This window comes from Streptomyces radicis, assembly GCF_003626575.1.
In the GTDB taxonomy this organism is placed as follows: domain Bacteria; phylum Actinomycetota; class Actinomycetes; order Streptomycetales; family Streptomycetaceae; genus Streptomyces; species Streptomyces radicis.
Map to the genome: position 1 here is coordinate 135,389 of NZ_RBDY01000014.1, position 25,969 is coordinate 161,357.

Sequence of the window (25,969 nt, forward strand, 5' to 3'; positions counted from 1 at the left end):
GGGAGCGGTGCCGCGCCGGGTGCGCACGACGTCCCCGGCGCGGCGCACCGCAGCACCACCAGGAGGATCCCCCCGTGTCCGACAGCCCGCTCTCCGACCTGCTCCCCGCCGACCGCCTCGCCGCGGCCCTGCCCCGCCCCGGCACCTGGCGCCCGCTGCCCCCGGCGGCGGACCGCGCCACGTGGGGGCGCGTGCCCGTCGCGCCCCGCGCACGCCTGGCGCGTTGGGCCGAGGAGCGCCTGGCCGGGTCGTGGCCGCCGCTGCCACCCGACGGCTTCGAGGCGTTCGGCGTGCGCGGGGACCGGGTGCACCACGAGGGCCCCTACTTCGCCCGCCGCTCCAGGATGACCGCGGCCGTGGTGCGCACCCTGCTCGCGGGGCCCGGCGCCGCCACCGACCAACTGATCGAGGGCGTACGGGAGTTGTGCGGCGAGCCGACCTGGTGCCTGCCCGCGCACGAGCGGTCGCCCCGGCCGGGGGGGACCCCCGCGCCCGACCCGGAGCGGCCCACCGTCGACCTGTTCGCCGCCGAGACGGCGGGGCTGCTGGCGTTCACCTCGCTGCTCGTGGGCGACGAGCTGCCGCCCGAGGAGCGCGGGACGATCGAGGCCGAGGTGCGCCACCGCGTCCTGGCGCCGTTCCGCGAACGCGACTGGCCCTGGCTCGGCCTGCGCGGCGAGCCGCTCAACAACTGGACGCCCTGGATCCTCTCCAACGTCCTGCCCGCCACCCTCCTCCTCGACGACGACCCCGGCACACAGGCGTTCGGCGTCGCCCGCGCCGTCGCCGCCCTCGACCGCTACCTCGCCTCGGTGCCCGCCGACGGCGGCTGCGACGAGGGCATCCACTACTGGTGGCGCGCGGCGGCGTCGTTCTTCGAGTGCCTCGAACACCTCGCGTCCGCCACCGGCGAGGACGGGGCGTTCCGGCTGCCCGTCGTCGCCAGCATGGCCCGTTACCCCGTGGCCGCCCACCTCGGCGGCGAGTGGTACGTCAACTTCGCCGACGGCCGCCCCGTGCTGCGCGCCGCCGAGCCCGGGCTGCTCTACCGCTACGGCGTGCGCACCGGCGACGCCGACGTGCGCGCCCAGGCCGCCTCGATGCCCCCCGCCACCGACCTCGACGCCCCCGACCACTCGCTGGCCAGGCTCGTCACCCCGCTCATCGACGACGGCTGGCACCAGGCCCGCCACACGCCCCCCGCCGCGCCCCTGCCCCGGCAGACGTGGCTGCCCGACACCCAGGTGCTCACCGCGCGCGAGCAGGCCGGGGACTCCGGCGGCCTGTTCGTGGCCGCCAAGGCGGGCCACAACGACGAGTCGCACAACCACAACGATGTCGGCTCGTTCATCGTCGGCGTCAACGCCCGCCCCGTCGTCATCGACCTGGGCGTGGGGACCTACGACAGGAGCACGTTCGGGCCCGACCGCTACCGCATCTGGACCATGCGCTCGGCCTGGCACAACCTCCCGCTGATCGACGGCCACGAGCAGGCCGCGGGCCGCCACCACACCGCGGCCGACGTGGGCGCGCAGCTCTCCGCGACCGTCGCCACGCTGACCCTCGACCTCGCGGGGGCGTGGCCGCAGGAGGCGGGCGTCCGCTCATGGCGGCGCGAGCTGACCCTCGCGCGCGGCGCGAAGCCCGCCACCCTGACCGTGCGGGACGACTGGCACCTGGCGGAGCAGCCAGGCGACCTGGCGCTGCACCTGGTCACCACGGGCCCGGTCGCCGTCGACCAGGCCGCGGGCACGCTCGCGCTCGGCCCCGATGGGCACCGGCTCGCCGTCAGGTTCGACGCGGCGGGCTACCGGGCCGAGACGGAGGAACGGTCCGTCACCGACGCCAAGTTGCGCGCGGTGTGGGGCCCGGTCGTGCACCGCGTGCGGCTGGTGGCGGTACGGCCCGAGGCGTCGGGGGCGACGGTGCTGACGTTCCAGGCGGCGAGAAACACCCCCTAGCGGACCGCGTCGGCGATGCGGCGCACGGCCTCGGCGAGGATCTCGGGCGAGGTGGCCAGGTTGAGCCTGGCATGTCCCGCCCCGCCGGTGCCGAACGCGGGACCCGGGCCTCGGGCAGCCGCTCGGCCAGCAGCGTGGCGAGCAGGGCGCGGTTCTCGGCGAGCCCGGCGAGCAGCGCGGCGAGCCAGGGGCCGCCCTCGGCGAACGCGGCGGTGTGCCTTGGCCCCGGCGAGGTTCCAGCCCTTGGACGCGGACATGAGCGAGAAGCCACGCTCGGCGCCGGGGACGGAGAGATAGGGGACATGACGCGCCCCCGCGGCCACCAGGGGCGCGTGGATCTCGTCCGCGACCACGCGCACGCCGTACCGTTCGGCCAACGCGGTCGCCTCGGCCAGCTCATCGGCGGAGTGCGCGACGCCCGTGGGGTTGTGCGGGTTGCACAGCAGAAAGACGGCGCGCGCCCCACCCGCCGTCGCGCGCCGGAACGCCTCGTCGAGCGCCGCCGGGTCGAGCCCTTCCCAGCCCCACCGCCCGGCCGCGAATCGCGACAGCGCCTCCGCGTACGCGTCGCCGTGGGCGTAGCCGGTGTCGCCCCGCGCCACCGCGTCGGTGAGCGCGCGGGCCACGGGCTCGGCGGGCTCGGCGGAACGTGCTGGCTCGGCGGGGTGGGCGGGCTCGGCGGGGTGGGCGGGTGGGGCGAAACGTCGCGTATGCCGTCCATGTGGCCCATGGCAGGCGCGGCCTCCCGGGTGGCGGGAGGCGTCCGTTGCGGTGAGGAGGCCGCTCCCGGGGGCCCGCGTGGTCCGGTTTCTCCATATAAGTATGACTATCTGATCTTCAGGTCATACGAGCATGGAGCCGCATGTGTCTCAGCACCCTCCCCTCCCCGGATCCGCGGCGCTCACCGGCGCCCTGCTGCTCACCGTCGCCGCCCTCACCGCCTGCGGCGGGGACGGCTCCCCCTCGTCGCCCGCGGAGAAGAAGTCGGCCGCCGACGCGGGGGCGACCGAGTTCACGCTGGTGGCCACCGGCGACCTGCTGGTCCACGACTCCGTGATCCGCCAGGCGGTGGCCGACTCGGGAGGCGGCGGCCACGACTTCGGCCGCATGCTCGCGGGCGCGAAGCCGATGGTGGAGGGCGCCGACCTCGCGGTGTGCCACATGGAGACCGTCTACGGCGCGGACGGGGGCCCGTTCACCGGCTATCCGCTGTTCAAGACCCCGCCCCAACTCGCCGAGTCCACCAAGGACCTGGGCTATGACTCCTGCTCCACCGCCTCCAACCACACCCTCGACGCGGGCGTCGACGGCGTGACCCGCACCCTGGCGGCCATGGACGCCGCGGGCCTGGCCCACGCGGGCTCCGCCCGCACACCCGAGGAGCGCGACACCCCCGCCATGCTGGACGCGGGCGGCGCCAAGGTCGCCCACCTCGCCTACACCTACGGCACCAACGGCATCCCCATCCCCGAGGGCCAGGACTGGCTCGTCAACGTCATCGACCCCGACCGCGTCGTCGCCGACGCCCGCGCCGCCCGCGAGAAGGGCGCCGACGTCGTCGTGGTGAGCATGCACTGGGGCACCGAGTGGCAGGAGGAGCCCGACGAGACACAGCTCTCCCTCGCCGACCGGCTGACCGCCTCGGCCACGGACGGGCGCCGCGACATCGACCTGATCCTCGGCACCCACGCGCACGTCCCGCAGGCATACGAGAAGGTCAACGGCACCTGGGTCGTCTACGGCATGGGCGACCAGATCGCCGGGATCATGAACGACCCGCGCGGCCAGTACGGCACCGCCGCCCGCTTCACGTTCGCCCCGCCCGCCGCCGAGGGCGAGCCGTGGGACGTGAAGAAGGCGGAATTCATCCCGCACGCCGTGGACAACGACCCGATCACCCTCGTCAACCTGCCGCGCTCCCTCGACGAGAACCCCGGCAACGCCGCCCACGCCGCCGCCCTCGACAGCATCACCGCGACCGTGCTGAGCCGCGGCGCGGCGGACGACGGGCTGCGGATGGGGCGTTGACGCCGCGGCGGTGGGCCGCCGCCTGATCCGGTCGGATCTGCGCGTTCCCCGGCTCGCCACCGCCGACCTCGCGGGACGGGAGGTGCTGGGCGTCGTGGCGCGCGGCAAGCACCTCCTGACGCGTTTCGATGGCGGCCTCACCTTCCACTCGCACCTGCGGAGGGACGGGGCCTGGCGGGTCTACGCCGCGGGAGAGCGTTGGACCGGCGGCCCCGGCCACCGGATCCGCGCCGTGCTCGCCACCGAGGACCGCACGGCCGTCGGCTACCGCCTCCAGGCGCTCGACCTGCCGCGCACCGCGCACGAGCACCGTGTCGTCGGTCACCTCGGACGCGACCTTCCCCCAGCCTTCGGCCGGGGGGACCCCCATCTCGCTTTGCTCGCAGCCTTCGGCCGGGGGGACCCCCATCTCGCTTTGCTCGCAGCCTTCGGCCGGGGGGACCCCCATCTCGCTTTGCTCGCAGCCTTGGGCCGGGGGGACATGCGCCTCATCGAGGCCAAAGGGACCGCCCCGACCGCACCACCACGACCACGACCAGCACCACGATCACCAACACGACCATCGCCGACCGCCGCGCGGGCCGCCTCCACGTCCACGGCCGCGCGGGCCGCCCCTGCGCGATCTGCGGCGCCCGGGTCGGCGTCGCCGGGGACACCCACGGCAGGCCAGGGCGCCCACGCCCCACCTACTGGTGCCCCCACTGCCAGCACGGCCCCACCCCGGCGGCCTACCCTGCCTGACGTGCACAGAGAAACGAACTGCCCTACGGGCCTGGTGGTCGCGTGACCGGGGCGGAGCTGCTCGCCGTGTTCGCCGCGGGCGTCGGCGCGGGCGCGATCAACACCGTCGTCGGCTCAGGAACGTTGATCACCTTCCCCGTCCTCCTCGCCGTCGGCGTCCCACCCGTCACCGCCGTGGTGTCCAACGCGCTCGGCCTGATACCCGGCTCCATCAGCGGCGCCATCGGCTACCGCAGGGAGCTGGCCGGGCAGCGGCGCCGCCTGGTCAAGCTGGGCTCGGGCGCCCTGTGCGGCGGCCTCGCGGGCGCGACGCTGCTGCTCGCGCTGCCGAGCACGGCGTTCGACACGGTCGTTCCCGTCCTGGTCACCGTGGCCCTCGTCCTCGTCCTGCTCCAGCCGAGGATCGCCGCGTGGTCCCGCCGCCGCCGCGCCCGCACGGGCCGCGCGACGCGCCCTGACGGCGGCCCGCTGCTGTACACGGGGCTGACGCTCGCGAGCGTCTACGGCGGCTACTTCACCGCGGCCCAGGGCATCATCTACTTCTCCCTCATGGGCATGGCGATCGACGACACGGCCCAGCGCCTCAACGCCGTCAAGAACGTCCTCGCCGCCCTCGTCAACTCCGTCGCCGCCCTCTTCTTCCTCTTCGTCGCCGACTTCGACTGGACGGCGGTCGCCCTGATCGCGGCGGGCTCCGCCCTCGGCGGCCAGATCGGCGCCTCGGTCGGCCGCCGCCTGAGCCCGGCCCTCCTGCGCGGCGCCGTGGTGGTGATCGGCAGCGCGGCCCTGGCCCAACTCATCGCGCGATGAGGCCCCTTGACGCGCCCCATCAGGGCGCCCACGCCTCCACCAGCCGCTCGGGACCGTACGCCGCCGCAAGACCCTCGGTGGTGAAGCCCGCCCGCGACACCGCGATCAACGGCGTGTCCCCGTCCGCGCCAGGCACGGCCAGCGTGTCCCTGGCCAGCGCGGCGAGGGCCCGCTGGTCGAAAGGCCGCTGCTCGCGCCACTTGACCGACCCCACGAACGCGATGGCCCGCGCGGGCGCCCGGTCGGTGCCGACGAGGTCCACCTCGGGGTTGTTGGTGCGCGGCCACCAGCCGCCGACCTCGCGCACCCCGGGCCACCGCTCGTCGGGCAGGAGCCTGCTCAGCGCCTCCCGCACCACCGGCTCCACGGCCCGCCCCCGCCACGAGGGCCAGCCGCGCTCGACCGCCTCGGCCACCAGCCGCCCCCGCCCGCGCTCGATCTCCGGGATAGCGCTCTCCAGGAACGCCAGCCAGAAGCGGAGGTACGAGTCGGCCACGCGATAGCGCCGATCGCGGTCGCCGGGCCTGAGCGACAGCGGGGTGTCCACCGCCACGAGGCGCTTGTCGACGAGGGCGCGCAGCACGGGGTTGAGCGAGCCGGGCGGCAGCGGCCGGTCCTCGCCGCCCGCCGCCGAGGCGATCCTGCTGAACGTCCGCTCCCCGCTGCCGACCACCCCGAGCACCTGCCGGGCCCGCACGGCGGCCGGGAACTCCGCCGCCAGCATGCGCTCGCCCGAGACCAGCAACGGCGACGTCGGATCGTCCAACGAGCGGGCGAGGAAGTCCACGCGGCTCTCGCCCTCACGCCACTCCTGGCAGACCAACGGCAGACCGCCGGTGACCAGGTGCGCGTCCAGGGCGTCGGCGGGCGCAAGGCCCGTCATCCGCATCACCTCGTGCGGCGAGAGCGGCGGCAGCACCATCTCGACCCCGCGCTGGTGGAACGGGCGTCCGTACGCGCCCAGTTGCTCCATCATCGCCAGGTCGCTGCCGATGAGGACGAGCAGCACGGGCTTCCGGCTGAGCACCCGGTCCCACACCGTCTGGAGGGTGCCCTCGAACACCGGGTCGCCCTCGATCAGCCAGGGCAGCTCATCCAGCACGACCACGCTGGGGGAGTCGTCGGGCAGCACCGCCGCGAGCTGTCGGAGAGCGGTGTCCCATGAGCCCACGCCGGTGATCCCGGCCAACGGATCCGTGTCGGGCAACGAGGAGCGCAGGACCTCGTCGAGAAAACGCGCCCGCTCCCTGTCCTGGTCCTCGCCCCTGGTGGCCTGGTGCACGACGTACGGCACGCCTGAGCGCTCGCAGAAGACGTCCACGAGCCGGGACTTCCCGACCCGGCGCCGCCCGCGCAGCAGCAGCGCCCGCCCCCGCTGGTCGCCGCGCCCCTCCCTGACCCACGCCAGATGCCGCTCCAGCGCCGCGAGCTCCGCGACCCGACCCACAAAGCCCGCCATCCCGCACCTCTCCCGCCGTCTCCCGCTGCCTCTCACCGAACATACTCGCATGGAGTTGACTCAAATCCATCATAGTAAGTTTGAAGTGAGTAAATGGGAGAGCGCTCTCCGAAGGGGTGAGGAGAGCGCTCTCCACTCTCCGTGACGGGAGAGCGCTCTCCGTTGGAACGGGGGAGAGCGCTTTCCCGTGCGTGGGGGAGAGCGCTCTCCCTCACTCCTTGGTCGTGGTCCCGGGGCGGCAGGGCCGAGGTCAGGGCGGCCCTTGCCCGGGCCAGGACGTGCACCGGCCCGCCGGGTACCTGCTCGCGGCCGAAGTCGCCGACGTCGACGCGGCGTTGTTCGCCGATCTGACCGCGCGGGCGCGACTCACCGTCCGCGCACGGCCCCTTCGGGCAGCAACGCGTGAACGCCCCATGTCTCATTGGCCACTTGGGTCACCCGCAGCTGCACCGCCGCGCTGGAGACGGCCAGGGCCGCCGCGGGGGTGAGGCCGAGCAGCGCCGCGAGCCAGGTGACCATCGCCTCCAACGCCTGCCCCGTCGCCTCGTTGAGGTCGGGGCTGAAGCCGAACGTCACCCGGCCCGCCGGGGTCACCGCGTACGCCGTCGGCAGCGCGGGCTCGGGCACCAGGTCGAGCGTCAGCCGCGTCGTCATCCCGCACTCGATCGCCGTGCCCGACGCCTCGCCGTCTCCCTGCGCCGCGTGCCCGTCGCCGACGCACAGCAGCGCGCCCTCCACGGTCACCGGCAGGAACAGCGTTGATCCGGCGACGAGTTCGCGGCAGTCGATGTTCCCGCCGCCGAACACCCGCGGCGGCACCGTCGAGTGCTCGCCGGGCTCGGGCGGCGGCATGCCGATGACGCCGAGGAACGGGGCCAGCGGCACCGTGTGCCCGAACTGGTCGGTGCCCGTGCCCTGTTCGGCGTCCAGCTCCCACAGCAGCCACGTCGGATCCGAACCGACCAGGCCGAGGCGCCGGTTGACCGGGGTGTCGCGCCCGCCCGCCACGGTCCAGCCCCACCCGTCGGGTCGCAGCGCGTCGAGGCGCACCGCGAGCGCCATCCCCGGCGCGGCGCCCCGCACCTCGATCGGCCCGGCGAGGCAGTGCCCGCGGCGCTCATCGATCAGCAGCGGCCTGGGCTCGCCCGGCGTGCGCTGCCGCTCCAGATGCCCCGAGGCGTCCAGGGAGCGGACCACGACCGAGTCCCCCGGATCCACGGAGAGCACCGGCGGCAGGTCGGCGGAGAAGACATCGGTCACCGTGTCAGGTACCGGATCGAGGCGGTGCTCGACCAAGGGGGCGCTCACTTTCCGTAGGGGCTCCGGCGCGTGCGCGGGGCGCGGGGTGTCGGGCGGGCATGGGGCGGGCGGGCGGCGCGCGGCGCGGTGCCTGAGGGGGACATCCCGCACATCCTGCCCGGTCGGACACCAGTACGGAAGGGGCGTCTTGTCATCCGATGTCCTGGGTAGGCTGCCCGCCGTGAGTGAGACATCTCGGCCGATACGGTTCGGCCTCATCGGCAGCGGGCGGCGTTCGGGGTTCTTCGCGCGGCTGGCCCGCGCCCTGCCGGACCGGCTCTCGGTCACGGGCGTGGTGACCAGGACGGCCGAGCGCGGCGCCGAGGCGGAGGCTGCCTTCGGCGTTCCCTCGTACCGCACCGCCGAGGAGCTGGTCGAAGGGGGCGGCGAGCGGCCGGAGTTCGTCATTCCGTCCGTCCCCTGGTCGGTGACCGCGTCGGCGACCGCCGAGCTGGTGCGGCTCGGCGTCCCGGTGCTGGCCGAGACCCCGCCCGCGGCCGACCTCGAGGGGCTGCGCCAGGTGTGGCGGGAGACCGGCGCGAGCGGGCTCGTCCAAGTTGCCGAGCAGTACCCGTTGATGCCGGGGCACGCGGCCAGGCTCGCCCTGCTGCGCGAGGGGGTGATCGGCGAGGTGACGTCGGTGCAGCTGTCGTCCACGCACCTCTACCATGCCGTTTCCCTCATCCGGCACACGCTGGGCGTCGGCTTCGAGCCCGCGACGGTCACGGCCCGTTCGTTCACCGCGCCGCTCGCCGACCCGCTGTCGCCCGCGGGCTGGTCGGGGGACGCGACGCCGAAGGACGCCTCGACGATCCTCGCCATGCTGGACTTCGGCGGCGGCCGGATGGGGCTGTACGACTTCACCGACAACCAGTGGTGGAACCCGCTGCGCGCCCGGCGCATGGTGGTGCGCGGGTCGCTCGGGGAGATCGTGGACGACACCGTGGTGCGCTTGGCCGACCCGCGCACGCCGGTCGAGTCGCGGCTCATCCGGCGACAGACGGGCACCGACCTCAACCTGGAGGGCCGCGAGCTCCACCACATCACCTTCGACGGCCGCGTGATCCACCGCAACGCGTATCGCGGGGGAGCGCTCTCCGAGGACGATCTGGCCGTGGTGGACCTGGTGTTCCGCATGGGCGCGTGGGTGCGGGGCGAGGGGCCCGAGCCGTATCCGCTGGCCTGGGGGTGTCAGGACCACCTCATCAGCCTGGCCATCCTTCAGGCGGCGCGCACGGGGGAGACGGTGACGACGACGCGGGAGGCGTGGGCGCCGGAGTGAGGTCGTCGGTGCGCGCCGACCCCCGCCGCCCTGGCGCGGCTCGCCCGGCCAGGGCGGCGGGAGGGGTAACGCCTCGGCTCGCGGCGCCCCGGATCGCAATGCCTCAGCGCGCGGCGCCCCGGTCCGCGATGCCCCGGTCCGCGGCGCCTCAGCTGGCGACGTCTCAGATCGCGACGCCGAAGTCCCTGGCGATGCCCGCGAGCCCGGACGCGTAACCCTGCCCCACCGCACGGAACTTCCAGTCCGCGCCGCTCCGGTACAGCTCGCCGAAGACCATGGCGGTCTCGGTCGCGGCGTCCTCGCTGAGGTCGTAGCGCGCGATCTCGGCGCCGCCCGCCTGGTTGAGGACGCGGATGTAGGCGTTGCGGACCTGGCCGAAGTTCTGGCCGCGGTTGTCCGCGTCGTAGACGGAGACCGCGAACACGATCTTGTCGACGTCGACGGGCAGGCCCGTGAGGTTGACCTGGATCTGCTCGTCGTCGCCCACGCCCTCGCCGGTGCGGTTGTCGCCGAGGTGGACGATCGTGCCGTCCGGGGTCTGCTTGTTGTTGAAGAAGATGAAGTGGGCGTCGGAGTACACGCGGCCCGTGGGGTTCACCGCGATCGCGCTGGCGTCGAGGTCGAAGTCCGTGCCGGTGGTGACGCGGACGTCCCAGCCCAGTCCGACGGTGACGGCGGTCAGGCCTGGTGCCTCCTTGGTGAGGGAGATGTTTCCGCCTTTGGACAGGGATACGGCCATGAGGTCTCCTTGGGCTCCGGGCGCCGGCCTTCCCCGGCGCCAAGCTCGACAGAGGACGAATCTACGTCACCCGGGCGAACGCCGACGCGGCCGGTGCGCCGGTCGGCGCATCGGCCGCCGAAACGGTGGGCAGAAGGTCACCCCGCCGCCCAACTCGCAAGGGGCGTCAGTCCGTTGCCCCGCGCAGGTCACAGCGGTGCGGCGGCGCGCCCAGGGTGAGGGAGACGTGCCGGGCCGACTCCGCGACCGCCTCGCCGCAGGCGGCCAGGGCGGAGGCGTCCGCGGGGTGGCTCAACGCGGCCGCGCTGATCCCGCCGATCACCTGCCCCCCGTGGTCGAACACGGGCGCGCCGACGGCGATCACGCCGTCCTCGTGCTCCTCGTGGTCCTCCGCCCAGCCGCGCCGCCGCACCGCGTCCAACTCGGCGAGCAGCGCCTCGGGATCGGTGTGCGTCCGCGCGGTGCGCGCCGGCGTGCCCGCCCGCGCGAGGAGCGCGCGCGCCGTCTCCTCCGGCAGGGACGCCAGGATCGCCTTGCCGACCGACGTGGAGTGCAACGGCAGGCTCATCCCGACGCGCGACGCCAGGTGATAGGGCCGGTCACCCGCCAACTTGGCGGCGTACACGGCCTCGTGGCCGGACAGCAGCGCGAAGTGCACGGTCCACGACGTCCGTTTGCGCAGCTCTTCGAGCGCGGGCCGCACCTGCCCCGACAGGTCGGCGGCGCGCTGGTGACGCCCGATCAGCGTGAGGATCCTGGGGCCGCCCGTGTAACTCCCGTGGCCGGTCTGGCGGGCGAACCCCCGCTCGACCAGCGTCCGCAGGATCCGGTGCACGGTCGGCTTCGGCAGCCGCGTCGCCCGTGAGAGGCCCGCGATGCTGTCGTGCTCGGCCAGCGCCTCCAGGACATCCAGCGTCTTGTCGGCGGCCGTCCGCCGGCCCTCACCGGTCATGTCCCCAGCTTAGGTGCCCGCTTTGGGGGCCCGCGCCCCACTTCCCTCGGAAACCTCGTGTGACCGGGTTCACAGCGGGCGGAACGGTATTCCACCCCACGGAATACAGGAGCGGACGTGTCGGACGAGCAGAGCCTTTCCGAACGACTCACCCCACCCGCCCAACTCAACGCCCTCGCCACGACGTTGCTCACCTCGGCCGGGGTGCCCCCCGACCCGGCCACCACGGGGCGCGTCAGGTCACGGCGCGGCGCCACCGCCCTGGTCGACGGCCAACGCGCGTTCGGCCAGCTGGCCGCCCGCCGCGCCGCCGCCGAACTCGCCGAGTTGTGCGCCGAGTTCGCCGTCGGCGTCGTGGCGATCGAGGACTGCGACCACGTCGGCAGGCTGGGGGAGTACGCCGCGGACCTCGCCGAACGCGGCCTGGTCGCCGTCGCGTTCGCCAGCGCCGACCCCACCGTCGCCCCGTACGGCGGCCGCGAACGCCGCCTCGGCACCAACCCCCTGGCCTGGGCGCTGCCCCGCGCCGACGGCAGGGCGCCCGTCGTCATGGACCGGACCACCGCCGCCGTCGCCGAGGGCAAGCTCGGCGTCGCGGGCGCCGCGTCCACCGACCCGGGCGACTTCTACCGCGGCGGCGCGCTGCTGCCGTTCGGCGGCCACAAGGCGATGGACCTGGTGACGGGCGAGTCGGTGGTCGTGGACGGGGGGAAGCGCATTCGTTACTGAGTGCCACTCTTGCCGGAAACGCAAGCGGCACCCGAGGGCGGGTGCCGTTTTGTTTCTCCGGGGGACGTGCTCGACGTCAGGCGCGTATGGGCCCCGATTCGGGAGTGCCTGTTCCGTTCCCCGCCTCCCACATCGGAATGTGGATACCCAGGATCTCGAGCATCGGAATATAAATTCCGGCGGACGTTGCCGTCGCATACGTCGTCCTCGGCGTCTGCCCACTGTCCTCCTGGCTCGATATGCCCTGGGATATCAGCATCGCGGCCACTGCCGATACGAGGGACAGAACCACGGCGGAGGTGAGCACGAGGAGTCGGCTGCGGAAAATTCGCACGGACGTCGCTTTCTCGAACTGGTGCACAAGGTCCGCTGATCTTAGACAACCCACGCGCGATCCCAAAATCGGGCTGAGGCGGAGGGCTCGGCGGCGCTTGGCTCGTGGATATGCACCCGCTATTGAGGCCAATGTCCACTTTGTCCCGAAAGCGCGAGCGAACGCGCTCTGAGCGGCGAATCTTACCAGCTGAAGCGCGTCCCGAAAATCGAGTTCATGTCCTATTCCGAGTTGCGCGCGATGTGGTGTACCTCCGCCAGGAGTTCACGGGCTTCTCGCTCCTCCTGGTGGGCCTGGCTCGCCCGGGCCACCGCCAGCGCTGCGCTCAGGTGCTGGGCCGCCGCGCTCGGGTTCCCCAGGCTGGCCTGGGCCTTTCCGGCGCCGATGAGGGCCCGCGTCTCCTCGGCCGTGGCCCCGATGAGCTGAGCCGTCTCCCCTGCGCGGAGATAGGTCTCGTGTGCGCGGTCGAACGCGCCGCGGTCGTGGTGAAGGGCCCCGATGCCGAGGAGGGCATGCGCCGTGTTCTTCCTGTCGCCAAAACTTCGGAAAGCCGTGAGGCATTCCTCGAACATGGCCAGCGCTCTGTCTTTTTCCTCGGCATTTTCTGAAGCGGCGAGGACGGAGGCCAGATTCGCCTGGACGATGACCTCGTCGAAAGAAGCGCCGCTGGCTCTCGCCAGAGCCAGCGCTCGCTCGAGCGGTGGCCGCGCCAGGTCCACTCGACCTCTGTCCTGCTGAAGAGTGCCTATATTACTCAGGGTTTTGGTGAGATTTCGGTCGTCGCCGACGGCGGCAAAGTACTCGCTCACCTGCTGGAAGTGCTCCAGCGATTCCCGGTACCGATGGAGCGCTGACAGAATGATCGCCACATTGTTTTTGCAACGGGCCTGACCACGCGTATTTTTTCTCTCCGTGTGGAGGGCGATGGCCGATTCGTGGAGACGCAGGGCCTCCCGCAGGCGCCCGGTATGCCAGTCGACGACTCCGAGGCCGCGCAGTGCCTCCGCCTGGATTCCGCCCTCGTCGATCTCCTGGGCGATTCCGAGTGCTCGCCGATAGGCCGCGGCGGCCTCCTCGTACCGGCCGGTGTTCGCGTGTGTCGCGCCAAGGTCGAGCAGGGCCAGGCTCAACGCCCGTGCGTCGCCCGCCGCTTCCCAGTGCGCCACGGCGTGATGGCGCATGGCGGCGGCGTCGATCCACCGGCCCTCGGCGTCGAGGAACCCCGCCAGCACATGCCCGAGCAGGGCCGACCAGACCGGCGGCAGGTGAGCGCGCGCGAACGCCTCCGTCGCCAAGAGATTCCCCCGCTCCCGCTGGAACCAGCCGTTCCAGTCGTTCGACGACGAAGCCGCCGATGTGCTCGGAAGGGCGATCCTGGGCCGACCGGGGTAGAGAGAACGATCCGCGAGGTCAGCGGCGTTGAGATAGAAATTGATCAGCCGGAGGATCGCCGCCTCGCGCGCCTCTTCCGTCTCCTCCGCGGTGGCCAGGGTCCGCGCGTACTCGCCCACGAGATCATGGAAGTCATAGCGATTCGGAATCTGCTCACGCACAAGATTGCAGTGAAGTAGATGATCGAGAAGGCGCTCGGTTTCGGCCAGTGGAAGACCGGTCAGGGCGGCGGCCGCCGACGGGTCGAAATCATCCCCCGGAAACAACCCCAACAGGCGGAACGCCGATTGTTGATCAGCTTGCAAGGCGAAGTAGCTGAGCCCGAACGCGTTGGCGATAGCTCGAAATCCGTCGTGGATCTGCGCCAATCTGCCCGAAGGTCGGGACAGTTGGTGCCTGAGCGTCGCGAGATCCCAGGACGTGTGGGTGCTGAAACGTCCCGCCACCAGCTCCACCGCGAGGGGCAGATAGCCGCACAGCTCGACCACGCGGGCCAGCTCGGCCGGATCGTCCGCGTCGCGCATCCGCTCCTCACCGGCGGAGGCCCGGAACAGCGCCGCCGCGTCGTCCGGATCCATCACATCGAGGGCGAACGAGCGCACCCCGGGCAGCCCGGTGAGCCGTCGCCTGCTGGTGATGATCAGCAACGAGGGGCTTGTGTCGGGGAGCAGCGGCCTGACCTGGTCGGGCCCCGCGGCGTCATCGAGAACGATCACCGAGCACCTGTCCGCCAGGATGGCCCGCCACAGGACCGCGCGCTCCTCGGTGGACCGGGGGATGGCCTCGGCCGGAATGCCAAGCAGGCCGAGCAGATCGCCGAGGGCGGCGCCCGCGGTCAGTGGCTCCCGGTCGCTGCCGTCCCCCAGCAGGTTGACGTACAGCCCCGCATCGGGGAAGCGGTCGCCGAGCTTGTGCGCGGCGTGGATGGCCAGGGACGTCTTGCCCACCCCCGGCATCCCGGATATGGACTCGAGGGCGACCACGCGCCCCCCGTCCCCTGCCGCCTCCAGGCGGTGCAACTCACGGATCCTGCCGACCAGTTCGATGCGGCGCGGCAGGTTGTTCCGTGGTGTCCGCGCGATGGCAGGGCGGGGCGGGATCCGGGTGGGCCCCCTGCCCGGCGGTCTCGGCAGCAGCCGCCCGACCGGCGTCCGGTTCAGGATCAGTTGATGCACCCGCGCCAGGTGCTCGCCCGGCTCGCTGCCCAGGTCGTCGTGGAGCGTGCGTCGCACGGCCCGATAGGTGGCCAGGGCTTCGGCGTCGCGCCCGCACCCGTAGTAGGCGATCATCAGGTGGGCCGCGAGCCGCTGATCGTGCGGGTGCCTGGCGGCCAGCGCGGACAGCTCGGCGAGGCATTCGGCGAAGCGGCCGAGGCGCAGCTCGGCGGCGAAGCGGGCCGAGGTGACCTGGTGTCTGGACTCCGCCAGGCTGGTGCGCACCTGCTCGGGCCACAGCCCAGGGAGCCCGGCCAGCGCCTCGCCGCGCCACAGGCTCTCCGCGCTGCGGAATAAGTCCGCCGCCCCCTCGTCGTCCCCTTCGCCCTCGAGGCGGGCGGCCCGCGCGGCGAGGCGCTGGAAGCGGTGCCAGTCCACCTGGTCGGGATCCATCTCCAGCGTGTAGGTGTGGGCGTGCCCCCTGATGAACCGCGTGCGCGCCGCGGCCGGGTTCCCGTCCTCCCGCGCGGCCTCGCGTAACGCGCGGCGGGTCCTGGAGACATGCGAGTGGGCGTTCTCGCGCGGCCGGGCGGGCAGCTCGGTCGCTCCGTCCCAGAGACGGTCGATCAACGTGGACAGCGCGACGGGGCGACCCACCTCGAGTGCGAGCGTCGCCACGACGATGCGTTCCTTGTCCGAGCGGAGCGCCAGACGTTGCCCCCGTGCTGCAAGCGTCACGGGGCCGAGCACCGCGACCTCCACCAGCCCTCCCCGGCCGGTCCGTCGTGCTTTGGCCCAAGGGTGACAGAGCCGCCGCGGGGGTGCCAGAGGGCATGGGGCGGCGGCGTTGGCCGATTTGGGGCTGCCGATCGCTTTTCTTGTTCTCGGTGTGATCCTGATGGGTAAGAAAGAACGCAGCGCGCGTAGTTGTGTGTCATGGCACTGGCTCGGTCTGGGGGGATGGCCCGTGCATCCTTATTCGCAAGCCCATCGCAACGTCATCGGCGGATCGGCCAGGATCGACGGGGCGAGCATTCAGGCCGGTCATGTGAGCGGTGGGATCCACGTTCACCAGGAGAGCCCGCCACCTCGGCCCGTTCCCCGTCAACTGCCCCGGGTTCCCTCACACTTCACCGGCAGGGAACGCGAGCTCGCGGCGCTCTCCGAGGTCCACGACCGCGCCGCCGAGGGCGAGGCGCCCCTGATCGTCGTGAGCGGGCCGGCCGGCATAGGGAAGACGGCTCTGGTCTCGCGCTGGGTGAGGGCACGCGCGGAGTCGAGCTTTCCCGACGGCTGTCTCTACGCCGACCTGCGCGGCCATGCCCCGGAGGGCCCGGTCGAGCCGAGCGACGTTCTCGGACAGTTCCTGCGCGCGCTCGGCCTGTCGCGGACGCCGACCGAGCTGCCTGAGCTGATGGGGATGTGGCGCACGCTCACCGCGCCCCTGCGCATCGCCGTCGTCATCGACAACGCCCTCTCCGCCGCCCAGACGATTCCGCTGATCCCGGGTGGCGAGGGCAATCTCACGATCGTGACCAGCCGGTTCCGTCTGACGGGGCTGCGGATCGAGGGCGCGGTGCCGCACCAGCTCGGGCCGCTCGACGCCGACGCCTCGTGGGCGTTGCTGTCCAGGGGGATCGGGGAGGACCGGCTGCGCGCCGACACCGGGGCCACCGACCGGGTGGTCGAGCTGTGCGCGGGCTTCCCCCTGGCCCTGTGCCTGGCCTCAGCCTGGCTGTCGTCCCGGCCGCGGCAGCCGGTGCACACCATGGCCGACACACTCGCGCGCGATCCTCGCCGCGCGGTGACGCTCACCGGGGAAGGAGCGGTGGCGGCCGTGCACACCGCGCTCGACGAGTGCTACGCGGTGCTGCCCGCCGAAGCGGCAAGGCTCTACCGGCGGTTGGGCGCGTTTCCCTTCCCGGTCTTCGAGTCCCGGCTGGCCGCGGCGGCCGGTGCGCTCTCGCTCGACGAGACCGACCGGGTGCTCGACGACCTGCTCGAGGCGAACCTGGTCGAGGACATCGACGTCGACCGTTGGCGCCTGCACGACGTCGTGCGGCGGCACGCGGCCGCGCTCGCGCGACAGGAGGCGTCCGAGGACGGCGGCACGGCGTGGGCGGAGGCGCTCAGGCGCGCCTGCGATTGGTTCCTGGCCACGGCGACGGCGGCGCAACGGATCCTGACCCCGGTGCAGGCGGTGCTCGAGCGCACGTTGCGCTACCCACCCGACCTCTCCCTCCCCTTCGCGGACGAGGCCGACGCCCTCGGCTGGCTGGATGCCCGCCGCGCCGACCTGCTCGCCGCGGTGCGGACGGCCGTGGAGCGGGGCTGGGATGACACGGCGTGGCAGCTCGTCGACGCCATGTGGCCGCTGTTCTCGCGTCTGCGCCACTATCCCCTGTGGATCGAGGCGCACGAGCTGGGGCGGGCGGCGGCCCATCGGGCCGGGAACGGGACCGCCGAGCGGCAGATGCTCAACTCCGGGGCGATCGGCCTCAGCGCGGCAGGCCGCCTCGACCGGGCCATCGACTGGTACGCCGCCTCCCTCGAGGCCGCGCGCGGGGCCGGTGACCGGCGGGACGAGGGACAGGCGCTCCTCGGGCTGGGCGCCGCGCACCGTGAGGCGGGGCGGTTCGACCGGGCGATCCCGTATCTCGCGGATGCCATCGAGACGTGGAACGAGGTCGGCTACCCGCGGGGCACCGCGCTCGCCCGCATCGTGCTGGGTGAGATCGCCCTCGAACGTGACCAACTCGACGACGCCGTGGGGCACTTCCGGCGGGCTCGGCGGACCATGACCGAGTTGGACGAGCCGTACGAGGTCGCCCGGGCTCGCGTATTCCTCGGGCAAGCGCTCTCCCGGACGGTGATCACGACGGCGCCGAGAGCGAGTTGCGCCAGGCTCTCGACGTGTTCGAGGCCCGCGGGGCGGCCCACTGGCAGGCCAGAACGCTGGAGACCTGGGGCGACAGCGCCGCGCGCGCCGGAGATCACTCCGCCGCGCGCGGCCATCGTGAACGCGCCCTCGCCCTCTTCGCCACCTACAGCCAGGAGGACGCGGCGCGGCTCAGGGAGCTTCTGGGAGAGCGCTCCCCTTCGGCGGATCCAGGTCCTTCAGCTCCGTCAGGGAGTGGCCCTCGACCAGCCACCCGTGCAGACACGACGCCATCAGCGGACTGACCTCGCCCCGCCATGCCGACGCAGCCGACCGCCGCCCCAGCACCCGGACAACACCGTTGTTGTCCGCCACCAGCCAACCGCCCCCCGCGAGAGGCACGGCAACGAGCCGACACCCGGGGTACCGGGCGAGTCGCGCCCGCGCCCATGGGACCGCCCGCGGCTGTGGGCGCGGCACGTGCCCGTACAGCACGTCGGCGCAGGCGAGCCAGCGTTCCTCCGCACACGCGTCCGCGTCCACGGCGATGTGCTCGTCCACCGCGTCGGGCAGCGGACCGCCGCGCGCCACGAAGGTGCGCGGTCCCGATGTGGTCCGGATCGCCACGGCGACGGAGTCGGCGGGACGGCTGCCCCCTGACGGCGTGGCGACCCATCGCCGACCGACGGACGCCGGGCCGCACCGCCATTCCTCATGCGCGTTCATGCCGTCAGCCGCCTCTCCGCCCATGTGTCCAACCGGGGTGGAAGCGCCAGCGGGAGCGTCGTCGCGGCGTGCGCCGGCTGGCCCAACCCCAGTACCAGATACAGCAGTCGACGCATGTTGCGCGCGAAGAGTCCCGGCTCGGAGCTGATGCGAGAGGCGATGGCCGCGTACTCCTCTCTCCGGTACTCGGCCGCCGCGTAGTCGAGTTGCTCGGACAGCGAGTGCCCCGGAGTGAGCGCGGGCGCCGTCAGGGCGAGTGCCGCCGCGGGCGAGTCGGGGTTGATCTCCTGGGACGGCGAGGCCGCCAGCAGGATCGGCGCCCTCGTCAGCGTTCCGTACAGCGTCACCGAGCCGTGGTCCCCGATGATCGAGTCCGCGGCGACCAGGAGCGCCCGCCAGTCGGCGTGGGGCGGCACGACGGCGATGCCGCGGTCGATGCACCGCGACAGCCAGGCCCGCACCTGGAAGGACCCGTGGCTCGAGAACACATTCGGATGAACGACCAGGGCGATCCGCCGCCCGGGCAGCACCAGTTCGCTCAGCAGCCGCGGCATCAACGCCTCGATGCCGCCGAACGACGAGCGCGGCCCCCACGTCGAGACAACGGTGATCAACTCCTCGTCCGGCAGCAGCCCGAGAGCCGCACGGTAGCGCTCCCGCCCGGGGAGGCTGGCCGCGATCCGGTCGTGCACCGGATCACCCACCACGGTGGCGACCGGCACCGCCTCAGGGCAGGAACGTTCGAGTTGTCGAAGGTCACCCGCGTGCGGCAGCACCACCGCGGCCGGTGGCCTGCGGTCGTCGCCGAGCAGGATGTCCGAAGGGCCGAGACCGTAGACGTGCGTGCGCGAAGCCCCCACCCTCCGCTTGAGGTAGCTGGCTCCGTGCGGCACGGTGACGACGGGCCCCCGTACCTCGCCCATGCCCCGTGGCCCGGCCGCCAGGACCAGGTCGTACTCCCATCGCAGCGCCTCCTCCCACGGCAGGACGGGCCCGCCGAGGTCGTGCAGGTAACGCGACGCGCCGTCCCCCAACTCGTGGGGCGGCGCGGTGAACAGCAGTTGGATCCGGAAATCCTGTGCCAACAGGCTGACGATCTCGCTCAGTCGCTTCCCGTAGGGCACCGTGTGGACGACGGCCAGCACCTTCTTGCGTCCCGGCAGTGTCAGCCACTGCCGATCGCGGTTCCGCCCGTCATGTGCGTGTATGCCTTCGGAGTCTCCGTCGGCTGGCATCACGACATCCCCCATGTCTGTGTGTCATTGCGGGCCCCTCCGAGAAGCGCGCGGCTGCCCGCCGTCGCGGGGGCCCATACATCGGGATGGTTGCCGCGTGTCCGGACAGAAGAGTGGCGAAAACCATGCAGAAACCTTGCCGAACCGGGCAGGGCGCCTTTTCGCCCCGCAGCGTTGCAGGACTGACACAAAGCCGTGCCGTCGCGGGCGACTGTCGGTCGGACTGCGTAGGGTTCCGTGCAACCGCTGGACGTGGCGGCGCGAGACCGGAGAAGGGTTAGCACGTGAGTCTCAACTTGTCCAAGGGACAGGCGATCAACCTCCAGAAGGCCGACGGCGGCACGCTCACCGCCGTGCGGATGGGCCTGGGGTGGCAGGCGGCTCCCCGGCGGGGGCTGTTCGGGACGCGCACCCGCGAGGTCGATCTCGACGCCTCCGCCGTGGTGTTCGCCGACAAGCAGCCGGTCGACGTCGTCTTCTTCCAGCATCTGACCAGCGACGACGGCTCCGTTCGGCACACCGGCGACAACCGCGTGGGCGGCGCGGGCCAGGGCGGCGACGACGAGGCGATCCTCGTCGACCTCCAGCGGCTTCCGGTCCATGTGGACCAGCTCGTCTTCACGGTCAACTCCTTCACGGGGCAGACGTTCGCCGAGGTCCAGCAGGCGTTCTGCCGCCTGGTCGACGAGACCAACGGGCAGGAGCTCGCGCGTTACACCCTGACCGGCGGCGGCGCCTACACCGCGCAGATCATGGCCAAGGTGCACCGGCAGGGCGGCGGTTGGCAGATGACCGCGATCGGCGAGCCGGCGAACGGGCGGACGTTCCAGGACCTGTTGCCCGCGCTGATCCCCTACCTGTAGGCGCCCGTTCCGCACCCATGGCCACGACCCATGGCCACGACCCACCGCTACGATCGGGCCCGGCGGGGCGCGCGACCGCGCCGGGCTCGCCCATCCCCAACGTTCTGAGAGGGCGCCACGATGACAGTCGAGCTGATTCGCGGGCAGAACCACCCGCTCCCGGAGACGCGCCTGGAGATACGGGTGTCCGCAGGCCAGCCGATCGCCGCCGGGGTGACGCTCAACGACGAGCGCGGACGCATGCGCGACGCCACCTGGATCGCCCACCCTGCCTCGCCCCGGCTGCCCGGTGTCGAGGTCTCCAAGCAGGCCGCAGCCGACCACCGACTCGCCGTCGACCTCGACGCGCTGCCCGCCGCCGTGCACCGCGTCAACGTCCTGCTCGCGCTGCCCACCGGCGTGGGCGGGCCCACCAGCTTCGGCGCCGTCGCGCCCCCGACCGCCGCCGTCACCGGCCTGGACGGCGCCGCGATCGTGAGCTACCACATCGTCGACCTGGACGCGGAGTCCGCCGTCGTCGCGCTCGAGCTCTACCGCAGGAACGACGCGTGGAAGGTCCGCGCGGTCGGCCAGGGCTTCGCGGGCGGGCTCACCGCGATGCTGCGCGACCAAGGGCTGCCGGAGGCCGAGGAGTTGGCCGCCACGATCAACGCCGCCGTGGCCAGCGGCATGGCCCGCGCCGTGGCGCCCGCGCCGCCGCCACCGCCCGCGCAGCCGAGCCAGCCGGGCCGACCCGTCGCCGGGGACGCCACCGGCTGGTCGATGGACGAGCGCCTGTACAACCAGGTGTGGGGCATGTTCGAGGACCTGGCCCGCGCCACCGCCGCGTACCGAAGCGCCGTCGACTTCGCCGACTCCCGCATGGACCGCGAGCTGGACGGCGTGCTCTCCGACCCGCGCAACCGCGTCGGCCCCGTCGCCGACGCCGCCCGCGCGAAGGCCCAGGCCAAGCGCGCCCAGCTGGTCGACCAGGCCCGCGCCGCGCTCGACCGCGACGTCGCGCAGCTGGTCGCCGAGTCCGAGGTCGTCGAGCCCGCCCTGCCGCCCGCGTACGCCCGTTGGGACAACCCCTGCTGGCACGCCTACAAGATCCCCGACGAGGTCCCGATGGCCCTGCGCCTCGGCGACCTCAGCCTTCCCGAGCACGTCGGCCTGCGGATCCCGATGCTCATGCGGATGCCGCTCCAGCGCGGCCTGTGGATCGACAGCGGGCGCGGCGGGGGCGGGATGGAGGCCGCGCTGCACGACTCGGAGGACCTGCGCAGGCGCGCCGCCGAGACGGCCACGGCGATCGCCGCGCGCCTGCTGGCCGTTCACCCGGCCGACGGCCTCAGCGTCCGCGTCATCGACCCCACGGGGTCGGTCGGCGGCCTCGCGCCGCTGGTCGAGGCGGGGGTGCTCGCCGAGCCGCCCGCGGTGGGCGAGGCGGGCGTGACCGCGACGCTCGCCGGGCTGACCCAACGCGTCGACCTGGTGCAGATGGCCATCCGCAGCGGCGCGGGCGACGCGTTGCCGCCGGACATCGACCTCGCCGAACAGCTCCTGATCGTCCGGGACTTCCCACACGGCTTCGACGACCGCGGCGTGACGCACCTGCGGTACCTGGCCGACGAGGGCGCCTCGGTCGGCGTCCACCTGATGATCATCGGCGACCGCGAGGACGCCCGCGCCTACGGCCCGCTCCTCGACCCGCTGTGGCGCGCGCTGCTGCGCGTCACCCCGGTCCCCGACGACCACCTGGCCGACCCGTGGGTGGGCCACGCCTGGACGTACGACCCTGGCCTGCCCCCGCAGAACAGCCAGATCGTCCCGCGGATCCTCCGCCAGGTGGCCGCGGCGCGGCAGACGACGCAGCCCTAGGCCCTGCCCGGGCGGGCATCGAGGACCGGTCCGCGGCGTCAGGCGCCTGATCGCGGGGCGCCGGGTCGCAGCCACCGGGGCGGCGGCAGCACGGACGCGGGCCGTCGTCCCCGGCCCGAAGGCGCCGACCCGCACCGCGGCGGGCGCGCGGCCCCGGTGACCCAGGAGAGCGCGGCACGCGGGAGGAACGTCGACATCCGAGGGCCACTCCGCGCGGGCCCCGAGGGGACGCGCACGGCTCAGGCCGCGCGGACCGCGCCGCTCTCGGTGGCGGTGTCCTGGCGGATGCCGATGACCTCCACCTCCACTCCCCAGGACTCCAACGTGCGGGCGGTGTGGACAAGGGTGATCCGGGAGAAGGGGTACAGGGTGCTCGGCGTGAGGTCGGCGTGGCCCTTGAGGAGGACGGCGAAGACGACCTTGGTCGGCCTGAAGTCCGGCGGAAGCCCGGCGGCGCGGGCGAACTTCCCCCGTGCCTCCGGGGAGTTGAGGAGTGTCTGAACGGCCACCACGCCCTGGCCGAAGAGGTGGCTCAGCGGCCCTGAGCCACCGGCCCGCTTGACCATGACCAGCGTGCCGTCCGGTGCCAGCAGATCGCAGACCTCCACACCGTTCCCCCGGTGGAACGCCGTGCGCACGGTGTCCCGGTCGAAGCACAGGAAGCCGGGGCGCGCGTCCGGCACCGCCTCGTTGTAGGCCCGCTCGCTCTGTCCGGGGAGCCAGGCGGGCAGGTCGAGCGACGGCCTCCGCCGGATCAGGCGGCGCACCGCCTCCTGGAGGGAGATCAGATAGGCCGGGTCGGTCTCGTACCACTCCCCGTCCAGCAGGAAGAAGCGGCGGGACCCGAGCGACACCTCCGCCTCGATCCAGCGCAGAGCCCGGTCGGAGACCAGCCGGTCGGGCGGGAGAGCCCTCGGTGCCGCCGCTGTCGTACGACGCCCGCAAGATCGCCGCGCTCACCACCAACCCCGGGTGCGCCAGGCGAGCGGTGCTCGACGCCGCGGGCATCGACAAGGCTCGGCTGGCCGGACGACTCGGCGCCACACCCGGCGCGTTCACGCAGTCCCCGTTCGCCCTCACGCGTGGCCGCGCCTTCGAGGCCCTGGTCAAGGCGAACGGGTACGCCGAGCTGATCACCCTGCTCCGCGCCGAGCTCGCCGCCCCGGTCGAGGAGGCCCGCGTCGCCGATCTCGCCGCCGCGGAGGGCGACAGGGCCAGCGTGCGCACACGCGCCCGCGCGACCGAGCGCCTCCTCAAGCGGGTGATCGCGGAGGAGGACAGCAGGCTCATCCTCGACCACCCCGTCCTGACGCTCGAGATCGCCGGACAGACCGCTTACCTCGAGCCCGACGCGCTCAGCCACCGGATCGGGGATCGGATCCATGTGGTGGTGATCAAGTCGTTCGCCGCCATCGACGGTCAGGCGGACCCACGGAAGACGGCCGCCGCGGCGCGGGAGGCCGCCGTCCATGTGCTCGCCCTGCGCCGCACGTTGACCGGGCTCGGCGCCTCCGCCGATCTGGTCGCCGACCAGTTCCTGTTGGTCTGCCCCAAGGACTTCAGCAACCGACCCTATGGCCGCCTCATCGACCTGCGCCAGCAACTCGACGCCGTCGAGCACCAGTTGAGGCGTCTCGCACGCGCGGAGGACCTCGCGGGAGCGCTCGACGCGGACGCCAGCCTCGACCTGTCGGTCCAGGGCGACCAGGGGCCACCCGTGGTGTCCGACGACCACCTGGCCAGGACCGTGGAATCCCTCGACTATCTGTACGAGCCCGGGTGCCTCGACTTCTGCGAGCTCTCCCGCCACTGCCGCGAGAAGGCCCTGGCCGCCGGGGCCCCCGCCCGTCTCGGCGGCACCGTGGGCGGTGACCTGCCAGGGCTCGACCACATCGCCGTCGCCCTGAGCCTCGCTCATGGGCAGGCGGAGCCCGACGAGCACCGGCGCGAGGTCGTCGAGCGGTTGCGGGCGGCCGCCCGCCTTCGGGCCAGGTGCCTCGGCCGGGGGGTGGCCTCATGAGTGTTCTGACGACCTACGCGCGGCTGCGGGCCGCCGAGGCCGGGCGGGCGGAGCCCCTGGCCACCGTTCGCCATGTCCATCTGGCGGCCCGGCCGTTCGTGCTGATTCCCCTGGCCCTCGCCGGGGAGGCGTGCGCTCCCCTCGCCGCCCTCGTCGGTGCCGAGCGAGAGCGGCCCGAGCTCCTGATCGTCGCGGAGCCGAGGGATCGCACACAGCGCTTCGCCTTCGTGGCCGACCTGGCCGATCGGGTGCTCCCCCATCTCGACTCCTTCACGCGCGACACGGAGGAGTACACCGGCAGGCGCGACGGCGCGAAGCGGATCCTGACCCGGTGTACGGAGGCGCCCCAGATCCTCGTTCCGAACCCCGGTGGCATCGCCTTCCTCCGGCTGCTCGGCCGATCGACGCGCTTCCGTGGCACGGAGGGCCCGCACGCGGTGCCGCCGGGCGTTCCGCTCCTCGGCAAGTGGCTGACCTGGTTCACCGATCGTGCCGAGTTCCCCGGCTCGAGCCAGCTGCTCGCCATGACCGAGGCGCTGAGCGTCCACTGGGCCACGGGCCAGAGCGGCACGGAGGACGGCAATCTCGCCTCGCTCATCGGCTGGATCGCCCCTCCCGACGGGCACGACGGCCACGAGGCGGCGCGGCTCGCCGAGGATCCCGCGCTCCGGCCCCCGGCCGGACCTGCCACCGACCCCGTCTTCGACCACACGCTTCACGAGCTGCTCGACCGTTACGAGAGGGCAGGAACGGACCCGTTGCGCGCCGCCCTGCGACACCAGCTCGAGAAGCAGCTCCGCTCCCAGCTCGCCCCCACCTGGGACCTCATGTGGCGGGGCGTCGACCTGCTGCGCTCCCTCCCTCCCGGTGCCAGCGTCGCGGGGCGCTGGGAGTTCGACCGGACGCTCTTCACCGACTACGCCGCCTACCTGGCCGAGACGGGCCTCCCACAGGCCCGCAGGGACCACGCGGTCGGCGCCGCGCGGCGACTGGCCCGCCTCGAGGACGCCACCGCACGCTACGAGCTCGCCCGCGCCTACGACGATCCGCTGGTGATGGCCGAACACGAGCTGGCGGGAAGGGCGTTCACCGGGGTCGTCATCGCCACCGACCCGTCGCGGATGGTCAAGGGGCCCAGGTCCGCGCTGTTCCGGCCCCTGGTGACCCTGCGGACCGACGCCCTGCCACCCCGCCTCGAGCTCGGGGACAAGGTCAAGAGCCCCACCCGCCGCGACCAGCCCGCCAGGCTCCTCGCCGTCAGGGCGCTGCCGGACGGCGACGCCGAGATCGACCTGGAGCTTGAGGGCGGCCTGGCCAGGAAGCGCAAGCCCCCGGCGCCGCCCGGATGCGTGCCCGAGCCGGGTGAGGAGCTGTGCTACACCGTTCTCGACACCGGCCACAGCCCGCTTGCCTTCCCCGACGACGAGGCGACGCCGTGGACTCATGGCGGACCTCCCACTCCCTACACACCGACCGAGGACGACGCCGACGAGGCGTGGGAATGACC

Annotated in this window: 17 protein-coding genes and 2 pseudogenes; 11 read left to right on the forward strand and 8 right to left on the reverse strand. The window is 73.0% G+C overall.

The features are described from left to right. The first annotated feature begins 74 nt into the window (after nucleotides 1–74). On the forward strand, nucleotides 75–1,961 hold the full coding sequence (locus D7318_RS19410) for a heparinase II/III domain-containing protein (RefSeq protein WP_120698375.1): 1,887 nt from the start codon (nucleotides 75–77) through the stop codon (nucleotides 1,959–1,961). Here D7318_RS19410 and D7318_RS19415 read toward each other — a convergent pair. Beyond that, nucleotides 1,958–2,596 (reverse strand): annotated as a pseudogene (locus D7318_RS19415) (aminotransferase class I/II-fold pyridoxal phosphate-dependent enzyme); the annotation flags it as partial. The gene D7318_RS19410 and the pseudogene D7318_RS19415 sit on opposite strands and share 4 nt — an antisense overlap. A gap of 217 nt (nucleotides 2,597–2,813) precedes the next feature. Here D7318_RS19415 and D7318_RS19425 point away from each other — a divergent pair. The 3 genes and pseudogenes from D7318_RS19425 (at nucleotide 2,814) to D7318_RS19435 (ending at nucleotide 5,540) form a co-directional block, all read left to right on the forward strand. Continuing rightward, entirely contained in the window at nucleotides 2,814–3,989 is a 1,176-nt protein-coding gene (locus tag D7318_RS19425; protein ID WP_120698377.1) for a CapA family protein, read from the forward strand. A gap of 10 nt (nucleotides 3,990–3,999) precedes the next feature. Further along, nucleotides 4,000–4,730 (forward strand): annotated as a pseudogene (locus tag D7318_RS34050) (DNA-formamidopyrimidine glycosylase family protein). 42 nt (nucleotides 4,731–4,772) lie between these two features. Continuing rightward, nucleotides 4,773–5,540, forward strand: a complete 768-nt coding sequence (locus tag D7318_RS19435) for a sulfite exporter TauE/SafE family protein (RefSeq protein WP_120698378.1) — start codon at nucleotides 4,773–4,775, stop codon at nucleotides 5,538–5,540. A 19-nt stretch (nucleotides 5,541–5,559) separates the two neighbouring features. On the opposite strand, the gene D7318_RS19440 is transcribed toward D7318_RS19435, so the two are convergent. Then, the gene (locus tag D7318_RS19440; protein ID WP_120698379.1) at nucleotides 5,560–6,999 is read right to left on the reverse strand and encodes an ATP-binding protein; all 1,440 of its coding nucleotides are present in this window, start codon (nucleotides 6,997–6,999) and stop codon (nucleotides 5,560–5,562) included. 366 nt (nucleotides 7,000–7,365) lie between these two features. Further along, nucleotides 7,366–8,307: an acetamidase/formamidase family protein gene (locus tag D7318_RS19445; protein ID WP_220729701.1), complete on the reverse strand. Its 942-nt coding sequence runs from the start codon at nucleotides 8,305–8,307 to the stop codon at nucleotides 7,366–7,368. A 172-nt stretch (nucleotides 8,308–8,479) separates the two neighbouring features. Between D7318_RS19445 and D7318_RS19450 the strand changes: the two genes are divergently transcribed. Beyond that, nucleotides 8,480–9,580, forward strand: a complete 1,101-nt coding sequence (locus D7318_RS19450; protein ID WP_120698417.1) for a Gfo/Idh/MocA family protein — start codon at nucleotides 8,480–8,482, stop codon at nucleotides 9,578–9,580. 163 nt (nucleotides 9,581–9,743) lie between these two features. On the opposite strand, the gene D7318_RS19455 is transcribed toward D7318_RS19450, so the two are convergent. After that, entirely contained in the window at nucleotides 9,744–10,319 is a 576-nt protein-coding gene (locus D7318_RS19455) for a TerD family protein (RefSeq protein ID WP_120698380.1), read from the reverse strand. Nucleotides 10,320–10,485: 166 nt separating this feature from the next. Further along, nucleotides 10,486–11,271: an IclR family transcriptional regulator gene (locus D7318_RS19460; RefSeq protein ID WP_120698381.1), complete on the reverse strand. Its 786-nt coding sequence runs from the start codon at nucleotides 11,269–11,271 to the stop codon at nucleotides 10,486–10,488. Nucleotides 11,272–11,388: 117 nt separating this feature from the next. Between D7318_RS19460 and D7318_RS19465 the strand changes: the two genes are divergently transcribed. Beyond that, on the forward strand, nucleotides 11,389–12,000 hold the full coding sequence (locus D7318_RS19465) for an Ldh family oxidoreductase (RefSeq protein ID WP_120698382.1): 612 nt from the start codon (nucleotides 11,389–11,391) through the stop codon (nucleotides 11,998–12,000). Between the two features lie 555 nt (nucleotides 12,001–12,555). On the opposite strand, the gene D7318_RS19475 is transcribed toward D7318_RS19465, so the two are convergent. Further along, nucleotides 12,556–15,642, reverse strand: a complete 3,087-nt coding sequence (locus D7318_RS19475; protein ID WP_120698384.1) for an AfsR/SARP family transcriptional regulator — start codon at nucleotides 15,640–15,642, stop codon at nucleotides 12,556–12,558. 205 nt (nucleotides 15,643–15,847) lie between these two features. On the opposite strand from D7318_RS19475, the gene D7318_RS19480 reads away from it, so the two are divergent. After that, a complete protein-coding gene (locus tag D7318_RS19480; RefSeq protein WP_230423895.1) occupies nucleotides 15,848–18,418 on the forward strand; it encodes a tetratricopeptide repeat protein in 2,571 nt (856 codons plus the stop codon). 62 nt (nucleotides 18,419–18,480) lie between these two features. Here D7318_RS19480 and D7318_RS19485 read toward each other — a convergent pair whose 3' ends face one another. After that, on the reverse strand, nucleotides 18,481–19,719 hold the full coding sequence (locus D7318_RS19485; protein WP_230423897.1) for a hypothetical protein: 1,239 nt from the start codon (nucleotides 19,717–19,719) through the stop codon (nucleotides 18,481–18,483). Between the two features lie 284 nt (nucleotides 19,720–20,003). Here D7318_RS19485 and D7318_RS19490 point away from each other — a divergent pair, with 284 nt between their 5' ends. Together D7318_RS19490 and D7318_RS19495 are read left to right on the forward strand one after the other, a co-directional pair. Continuing rightward, complete coding sequence (locus tag D7318_RS19490; RefSeq protein WP_120698385.1) at nucleotides 20,004–20,582, forward strand: TerD family protein; 579 nt, start codon at nucleotides 20,004–20,006, stop codon at nucleotides 20,580–20,582. A 120-nt stretch (nucleotides 20,583–20,702) separates the two neighbouring features. Beyond that, nucleotides 20,703–22,442: a TerD family protein gene (locus D7318_RS19495; RefSeq protein WP_120698386.1), complete on the forward strand. Its 1,740-nt coding sequence runs from the start codon at nucleotides 20,703–20,705 to the stop codon at nucleotides 22,440–22,442. A 239-nt stretch (nucleotides 22,443–22,681) separates the two neighbouring features. Here D7318_RS19495 and D7318_RS19500 read toward each other — a convergent pair whose 3' ends face one another. Then, nucleotides 22,682–23,296, reverse strand: a complete 615-nt coding sequence (locus tag D7318_RS19500; RefSeq protein ID WP_230423898.1) for a TIGR04141 family sporadically distributed protein — start codon at nucleotides 23,294–23,296, stop codon at nucleotides 22,682–22,684. 62 nt (nucleotides 23,297–23,358) lie between these two features. On the opposite strand from D7318_RS19500, the gene D7318_RS19505 reads away from it, so the two are divergent. Together D7318_RS19505 and D7318_RS19510 are read left to right on the forward strand one after the other, a co-directional pair. Continuing rightward, nucleotides 23,359–24,462 (forward strand): hypothetical protein, encoded by a 1,104-nt coding sequence (locus tag D7318_RS19505; protein ID WP_120698388.1) that lies wholly within the window; start codon nucleotides 23,359–23,361, stop codon nucleotides 24,460–24,462. Further along, a complete protein-coding gene (locus D7318_RS19510; protein WP_120698389.1) occupies nucleotides 24,459–25,967 on the forward strand; it encodes a hypothetical protein in 1,509 nt (502 codons plus the stop codon). Before D7318_RS19505 ends, D7318_RS19510 begins: the two co-directional genes overlap by 4 nt. The last annotated feature ends 2 nt before the right edge of the window (nucleotides 25,968–25,969 follow it).